We start from the raw sequence: 7,148 nt of genomic DNA on the forward strand, positions 1-7,148 counted from the left end.
GGTTACCTTTGGAGAATACCAGGTTAACTGGAGCTTCATAGCCTGGAACGAGACGCTTGAACGAGTTCGTGCTTGGGTTCGTCAAAGCGATCAGCGCTGGTGCATGGTACAGAATACCGCCAATGTAGTGAAGGGCCAGTTCGCTCAGGTTAGCATAAGCACCTTTTTCGTAAAACAAAGGAGTGTCGCCATCAAAAATGGATTGGTGAACGTGCATGCCGCTTCCGTTGTCTCCAAAGAGTGGTTTCGGCATGAATGTAGCTACTTTACCGTATTGACGAGCTGTGTTGTGTACAATGTATTTATAAACAAGCAGATTATCAGCTGTTTTCTTGAGTGTATCAAAACGGAAGTTAATCTCCGCCTGACCTGCCGTAGCAACCTCATGGTGATGGCGCTCAATTCTCAGACCTGCTTCTTCAAGCAAACGGCACATTTCACTACGGATGTCTTGTTGGGTATCTACTGGCGCTACAGGCACATATCCGCCCTTCACTCCCACTTTAAAGCCCAGATTTCCGCCCTCTTCCTTGCGATTCGTGTTCCAAGCTGCTTCTTCGGAATCCACGAAAAAGGAGGAGCTGTTCATACTGGTCTCGTAGCGCACCTCGTCAAAGATGAAAAATTCAGATTCAGGTGCAAAGTTAACTTTCGTACCTACACCAGCAGTTTTCAGGAATTCTTCTGCTTTTCTCGCAATGCCGCGAGGATCGCGGTCGTATTTTTCGCCGTCTGGAGTAGCAATATCACACAGAATATTCAGTGTAGGATGCTGAGTGAAAGGGTCGATGAAAACCGCTTCCGGATCGGGCAGCATAACCATGTCAGATTCCTCGATGCCACGATAGCCGGGAATGGAAGAACCGTCGAAAGCAACACCGTTAACAAATGTTTCTTCATCTACTTCGGAAGCTGGCAACGAAATATGGTGAGCACGGCCGGACAAATCTACAAAGCGAAAATCTACCCACTCAATATTATTTTCCTGAATTGTTTTCAATACATTTTCAACGGACATGTCTTCTTCCTCCCAATTTTCCGAACATTAAGTCTTATACAACCCTGAAATGTTCATGATCGAATGTTTTTTTCTGTCGTTATTATAAATCTCAAACATGACACGGGTCAATAGCTATGTAAGGTATTTTTTAAACTAATGTTAGATATGCTTACGCTCTTGATAACATTTGAATAGCACAAAAAGCCCGAAATACCGGGCTTTTGAGGCAATTTTAATCGAATTACTGTGCTGCGGCAAAACTTTTATGCATTAATGTTAAGCATTGGTTTTAAGAAATGGTACTAGGCGTATGAAATGTTTTACCTACAGCTGGAGCCAGCAATTCCAAATCTTTCAGCAAATCTGAAAATTGATCTGGAAACAAGGATTGTACACCATCGCCCGTCATCGAATTGTCGGGATCTGTGTGCATTTCAATAATCAGTCCATCTGCTCCGGCAGCTACCGAAGCCTTCGTCATAGGAACAACCAGCTCACGACGCCCTGTGCCATGGCTCGGGTCCGAAATAACCGGCAAATGGCTCAGTTGTTGCAGAACAGGAATAGCTGACAAGTCGAGCGTATTTCTGGTGTAAGTTTCAAATGTACGGATTCCGCGCTCACACAGCATAACATTCGGGTTACCGCCCGCTAAAATATACTCGGCAGCATTCAGGAACTCATCGTAAGTTGAACTGAAACCACGCTTGAGCAGCACTGGCTTGCCGCAGGTTCCCAGCTTGCGCAATAGATCAAAGTTTTGCATGTTACGTGTACCTACTTGTAAAATATCCGCATATTCTGCACAGATATCCACGTATTCGGGTGTCATAACCTCTGTAATGGTCAGGAGGTCATGCTTTTTGCCCGCCTCGGCCATCATGATCAAACCTTCTACACCCGTTCCCTGGAAGCTGTAAGGACCCGTACGCGGCTTAAAAGCACCTCCACGGAGAACTTGCGCGCCCGCAGCTTTAACCAATGCAGCAATTTCGTCGATCTGCGCAGCAGACTCAACAGCACATGGTCCACCCATAATCACAAGCTCGCCTCCGCCGATATTCACACCTTTGATAGAGATAACGGTATTTTCGGGATGAAAATCACGGCTCGCCAGTTTGTAGGACTTCGATATTTTGACTACATTCTCTACGCCCTTCATTTGGCGCAGGTGTTCAGCCAGCTTGGGCTCTACACTGCCGATCAGCCCAATAATCGTACGATCTGATCCATGGGAAACGTGAGCCTGCAAACCTTCTTTTTCAATAACTGCAACAATAGCCTGGATATGTTCTTCAGGTGTTTGAACACCAGCAATAACGATCATATTTTTCTTCCTCTCTATAAAACATATTTTATGGATCAATTAATGATGATATTATGACACTTAAACGCTTGTTCGCTTTTAAGCTTTTATTCGTTAAAGTAACTATACCTGTTTTGCCTGTACTCGTCAAGACTTAATTATCCTGAATATTGGTCTGCATTTTCGCTCCTTATGATGCTGATTTAATCCGGCGATCTACTTTCCAATCAGTAAAAAAGCCGCCATTCGGGATTTCCTCCCGAACAGCAGCCATCATCTGTTACATGTTATTTCGTCGTTTTTGACTTTTCACGCACAGGGGGCAGCAGCTTCTTCATATCAATCGTCCGCTGAATCTCCCATGTATCCGGGTTAGCCGGATCATATTGCTCCAGGTACAAAATAACCTCTTTCGTAATCAACGTAGGCGTAGAAGCTCCAGAGGTCACTGCTACCTTGTTAACACCCTCCAGCCATTCCCGCTTCAACTCCGTCACATCGGAAATACGGTAAGCTGTTGTACCCGCAATTTCCTCGGACACCTGAGCCAATCGGTTTGAATTGTTGCTGCGCGGATCACCAACGACAATTACCAGATCTGCCTGTCCTGCCTGCTCCGCCACCGCTTCCTGACGCACTTGCGTGGCCAGACAGATTTCATTGTGTATCTCGGCACCGGGGAACTTCTCCAGTAGCTTTTTCATAATATGCTTGATGTCCCACTGGCTCATAGTCGTCTGATTCGTGATCAGAATTTTGTCCGCAGACAACGTAAGGCTGTCGATCTCCTCTTCCTTCTCGATCAGATGGACATGATCAGGAGCAATACCGATAGCTCCCTCCGGCTCAGGATGATTCTTTTTGCCGATATAAATAATCTGATATCCCTCGGCAGACTTCTCCCGAATCAGATCATGGGTCTTCGTCACATCCGGGCAGGTTGCATCAACCGTAGTCAGCCCCTTATCGCGAGCCAGCTTGCGAACCTCAGGGGATACACCATGGGCGGTGAAAATAACGGTACCACTCTCCACCTGGCTTAAAATCTCCATGCGGTTAGGGCCGTCCAGTGTAATAATTCCTTCATCCTCAAAGGAATTTGTGACATGACTATTATGCACAATCATGCCTAGTATATAAATAGGCCGAGGTAAGTCCAAGTTTCTGGCCGCCTGACGAGCCAATACCATGGCATCGACTACGCCGTAGCAGTAACCCCGGGGCGAAATTCTGAGCACTTCCAAAAATAGCACCCGCTTTCTTCGACACAGTAGACAGCTCCAAAAACTGGGTAGCTGCGGCATCCAAGCCTTTACCGGCCAATTCTATGATGTAGTTGCCTTCCTATTATAGCCTATTCCAAAGGCGCGGAAAAGCTGACCGGAAGCCAGATGATAAATGTCGTCCCTTCACCTTGGCGTGTAACCACTTCCACGGACCCGTGATGTTCATCTATGATCCACTTGGCAATGGACAAACCCAAGCCAATTCCCTCTGTCACCCCGCGTGACTCATCCGCCCGATAGAAGCGATCAAAAATAAAGGGAACCTCACTCTTGTCCATCCCGATGCCTGTATCACTAATTCGCAGACCTACCTGTCCCTGATAGACGATAGCATCAAACCGGACCGTACCTTCAGGTGTATATTTGAACGCATTATCTATGAAAATGAACAGCATTTGCTGCAAATAATCCTTGCTGCCATCCATATAAACGCCATTCAGTATCGAAAAGTCACCCACATTCCATTCGGACGTCCGCTCCAAAAATTGAGCACGCCGGGCAACCTCACTTACGAGTGGCTCCAGCGCCACCGGGGCCTTCTCGAATGTTTTCCCTGTATCTGCTCTGGCGAGCGATAGCATATCGCCAACCAGACGACTCATCCGTTTGCCTTCATCCGCCATATCACTAAGGGCCTCCATGGAGAGTTCACGAATCATCGCTTCATCCATATTGGGGCGGTCTCCCGGCTCTGTAGTCCACATTTTAAGCAAAAAATCAACGTTACCCCTGATTGTCGTAAGCGGCGTACGCAATTCATGGGAAGCATCAGCTACAAAGCGACGCTGGGCCCCATAAGCATCCTCCAGCTCCTTATAAAAAACCTCCGTACGCCCCAGCATCTTGTTAACCGTCGCGATCAGTTGCCCAATTTCATCTGGCGGTCCATCATATTCAATGCGGACGCTCAAATCATTACTGGACTGAATCTGGTTAGCCCCTTCAATCACCTTCACTAACGGCTTCATGGATTTACGAGCCAGAAAGAGGCCTGAGGTCGCAGCGGCGAGCAATGCAAATAACGAACCGTATACAAGCACACTTTGCAGCCTGTTCATAAGCCGATCCTGAGAGCCTGTAAATTGCCCCACCTGTAACAGTCCAACCACTAATCCCAGTTCCTCAGATTTGATCGGTTGCTGATAAATCATAAAGGAATCCCCATCCACACTTACACGTCGAATTCCCTCATTTTGGACCGCTCCAGCCGCTGTGGATGGAACGGGAAAGGTAATATCGAGATTTTTCATATTTTGCGTCGTCTTGGTGACGCCGGATGTATAATTATAAATTTGTACATATAGCTGTGATTCATCAATTCCACGACCCTGAACCAAGCCCAAATCCAGATTGGGGACCTCAAACAGTCCTCCTTTGACGGTAAGCAGTAACTGCTTGTTAATACGTGGCGTCTGGTTCGTAAGCTGACTTTTCACTTCATTATATGTGTAATAATATACCAGTCCGTAAATAGCCAGTCCAAACATAACAAGTACTATAGCCAAGATGCTGGAATACCAAGCTGTCAGTCGCCAACGAATGGACATAATTACACATCACCTCTTAAAATATAGCCCGCTCCCCGAATCGTACGAATGAGCCGTTTGCCGCCATCATGCTCCGTTTTTTGTCGGAGCATGGCAATATACACCTCCAGCACGTTCGACTCCCCGCTGTAGTCATAGCCCCAAATTTTGTCCATAATCAGATCACGAGACAGAACGCGCTTCGGGTTTTGCATAAACAAGTGGAGCAGTTCAAATTCTTTTGCCGTCAGTTCCAGCCGCTTGCCGCCGCGAACCACTTCACGCGATTCGTTATCCAGCTGTAAATCTTCGAAGGTCAGTCGATGTCCGTTATGATCCTGCTGCTCGGTTTTACGGCGCAGAAGCGCCCGCACACGAGCCAGTAGCTCCTCCAGAGCAAATGGCTTGACGAGATAGTCGTCTGCACCCAGATCCAATCCCTTGACCCGGTTCTCCACCTCGTCCTTGGCTGTAAGCATCAGAACGGGCACCGTACTTCCTCCCTCCCGCATGCGACGGCATACCTCGAAACCATCCAGTTGCGGCATCATCACATCCAGCACGACAACATCAGGCTCAGCTGTAAGCATTTTATTCAATCCCTCTGCGCCGTTGGCAGCCGTCATCACTTCATAGCCCTCGAAGGCTAGCCCTCTGCGCAGCATGGACACAATTTTTTCATCGTCATCAATAATCAGAATGGTAGAACGCATACACCATCGAGCTCCTTTATTATCTTCTTTTCACTCTATTGTAGCAGGAGTAGACGCGTGTAGCATCTTGCCGCCGCATACAGCAAGAAACGGAAGGTGGCTTCCTTCCGTTTCTTTTCACATTTTTCACTTTTAAAGAATGATTGGATTACTGTTGAAGAGTCGAGCTAAAGTCGTTCTTGTTACCCACTTTTAACTGAACATCCTTTTTCTGTCCTGCCCGTTCAATGTTAAGCGTCAGTGCTGTACCCACTTTTTGCTTTTGAATGAAATCGATCAGCTCCTGTGATGTGCTGTAAGGAGTACCATTAGCTCCGATAATCACATCATAAGGACGCAGATCCGCCTGATAAGCTGGTGATTTGTAAATAATATCCCGCACCACCGAGCCTTCAGTCAGGGTTGTCCCCAATTCCTTGGCTACTTCGGGACTCAGATTCAACAGACTTGCGCCAATGAAAGGAACGGGTTCTTTCGGAATAGGCTGATTATTTTTCAGCTTGTCGACGACTTGCAAAATCGTATTGGACGGAATCGCAAACCCGATTCCCTGTGCGTCAGCACTGACAGCTACGTTCATGCCGATAACCTGTCCTTGTAGGTTCAACAAAGGGCCACCAGAGTTCCCCGGGTTAATGGACGCATCGGTCTGAATTAAATGTTTATATTGAGTAGGTTTTCCCGTAGACTCACTGTTAATGGTAATCGTACGTTCCTTCGCACTTAGCACCCCGGCTGTTACCGAATGCTCGAAGCCTTCAGGGTTACCGATGGCTACCATCCACTCACCGACTTTAGCATTTTCGGAGTTGCCTAACGTTACCGTCGGGAAGTTATCCTTGCCTTCAATTTTCAGCACAGCCAGATCCAGGTCTGCATTTTTGCCCAGCACTTTAGCTTCATAAGGCTTATTGGTTCCCTCTACCGTGACCTGGACCACATTCGCGCCTTCAACAACGTGATTGTTCGTCAGGATGTAGCCCGTTTTATCGAAAATAAAGCCGGAACCAATACCAAGCGGAGTCAGTTGTCCGCTGTTGCTGCCTTCATTTTCATTGCTGCCGCCGTTGTTTCCGCTATTACTGTCTCCATACTGATCTCCGAAAAAATATTGATATAGCGGGTCATTATAATAAGGACTGCTTTGTCTGCCACTGCTACTAGATTGCTTAGCCAGTGTTTCAATTTTGACGACTGCCGGACCCGCTTTGGCCACAACGGATTGAACGTCTGCAGTGCCGGAAGGCATCACAGCCGGAACTACGTTAGGTGACTGACTCGTCGTTCCCGAATTAGTCGTTACTCCGCTTTCGGCTG

6 protein-coding genes are annotated in these 7,148 nt (G+C 47.3%); all 6 read right to left on the reverse strand.

The window, feature by feature from the left end; all coding sequences use genetic code 11:
- The coding region (gene glnA / locus L696_RS0102620) for a type I glutamate--ammonia ligase (protein ID WP_025682267.1) at positions 1 to 1,018 on the reverse strand (1,018 nt) is incomplete at its 3' end.
- 271 nt (positions 1,019 to 1,289) lie between these two features.
- Positions 1,290 to 2,327 (reverse strand): 3-deoxy-7-phosphoheptulonate synthase, encoded by a 1,038-nt coding sequence (gene aroF, locus L696_RS0102625; RefSeq protein ID WP_025682268.1) that lies wholly within the window; start codon positions 2,325 to 2,327, stop codon positions 1,290 to 1,292.
- A 266-nt stretch (positions 2,328 to 2,593) separates the two neighbouring features.
- Positions 2,594 to 3,550, reverse strand: coding sequence for a 4-hydroxy-3-methylbut-2-enyl diphosphate reductase (locus L696_RS0102630; protein ID WP_025682269.1), 957 nt, complete (start codon positions 3,548 to 3,550; stop codon positions 2,594 to 2,596).
- Between the two features lie 110 nt (positions 3,551 to 3,660).
- On the reverse strand, positions 3,661 to 5,139 hold the full coding sequence (locus L696_RS0102635) for a sensor histidine kinase (protein WP_025682270.1): 1,479 nt from the start codon (positions 5,137 to 5,139) through the stop codon (positions 3,661 to 3,663).
- A gap of 2 nt (positions 5,140 to 5,141) precedes the next feature.
- A complete protein-coding gene (locus tag L696_RS0102640) occupies positions 5,142 to 5,831 on the reverse strand; it encodes a response regulator transcription factor (RefSeq protein WP_025682271.1) in 690 nt (229 codons plus the stop codon).
- 148 nt (positions 5,832 to 5,979) lie between these two features.
- Positions 5,980 to 7,148: S1C family serine protease (locus L696_RS0102645; protein WP_025682272.1), on the reverse strand; the 1,169-nt coding region annotated here is incomplete at its 5' end.

It is taken from the genome of Paenibacillus maysiensis, from assembly GCF_000520815.1.
GTDB classification, from domain to species: Bacteria; Bacillota; Bacilli; order Paenibacillales; family Paenibacillaceae; genus Paenibacillus; species Paenibacillus maysiensis.

Excerpts from the sequence above, each read along its gene's own strand:
- L696_RS0102640 (WP_025682271.1), bottom strand. The coding sequence starts at position 5,831 with ATGCGTTCTACCATTCTGATTATTGATGACGATGAAAAAATTGTGTCC.
- aroF (WP_025682268.1), bottom strand. The coding sequence starts at position 2,327 with ATGATCGTTATTGCTGGTGTTCAAACACCTGAAGAACATATCCAGGCT.
- L696_RS0102635 (WP_025682270.1), bottom strand. The coding sequence starts at position 5,139 with ATGTCCATTCGTTGGCGACTGACAGCTTGGTATTCCAGCATCTTGGCT.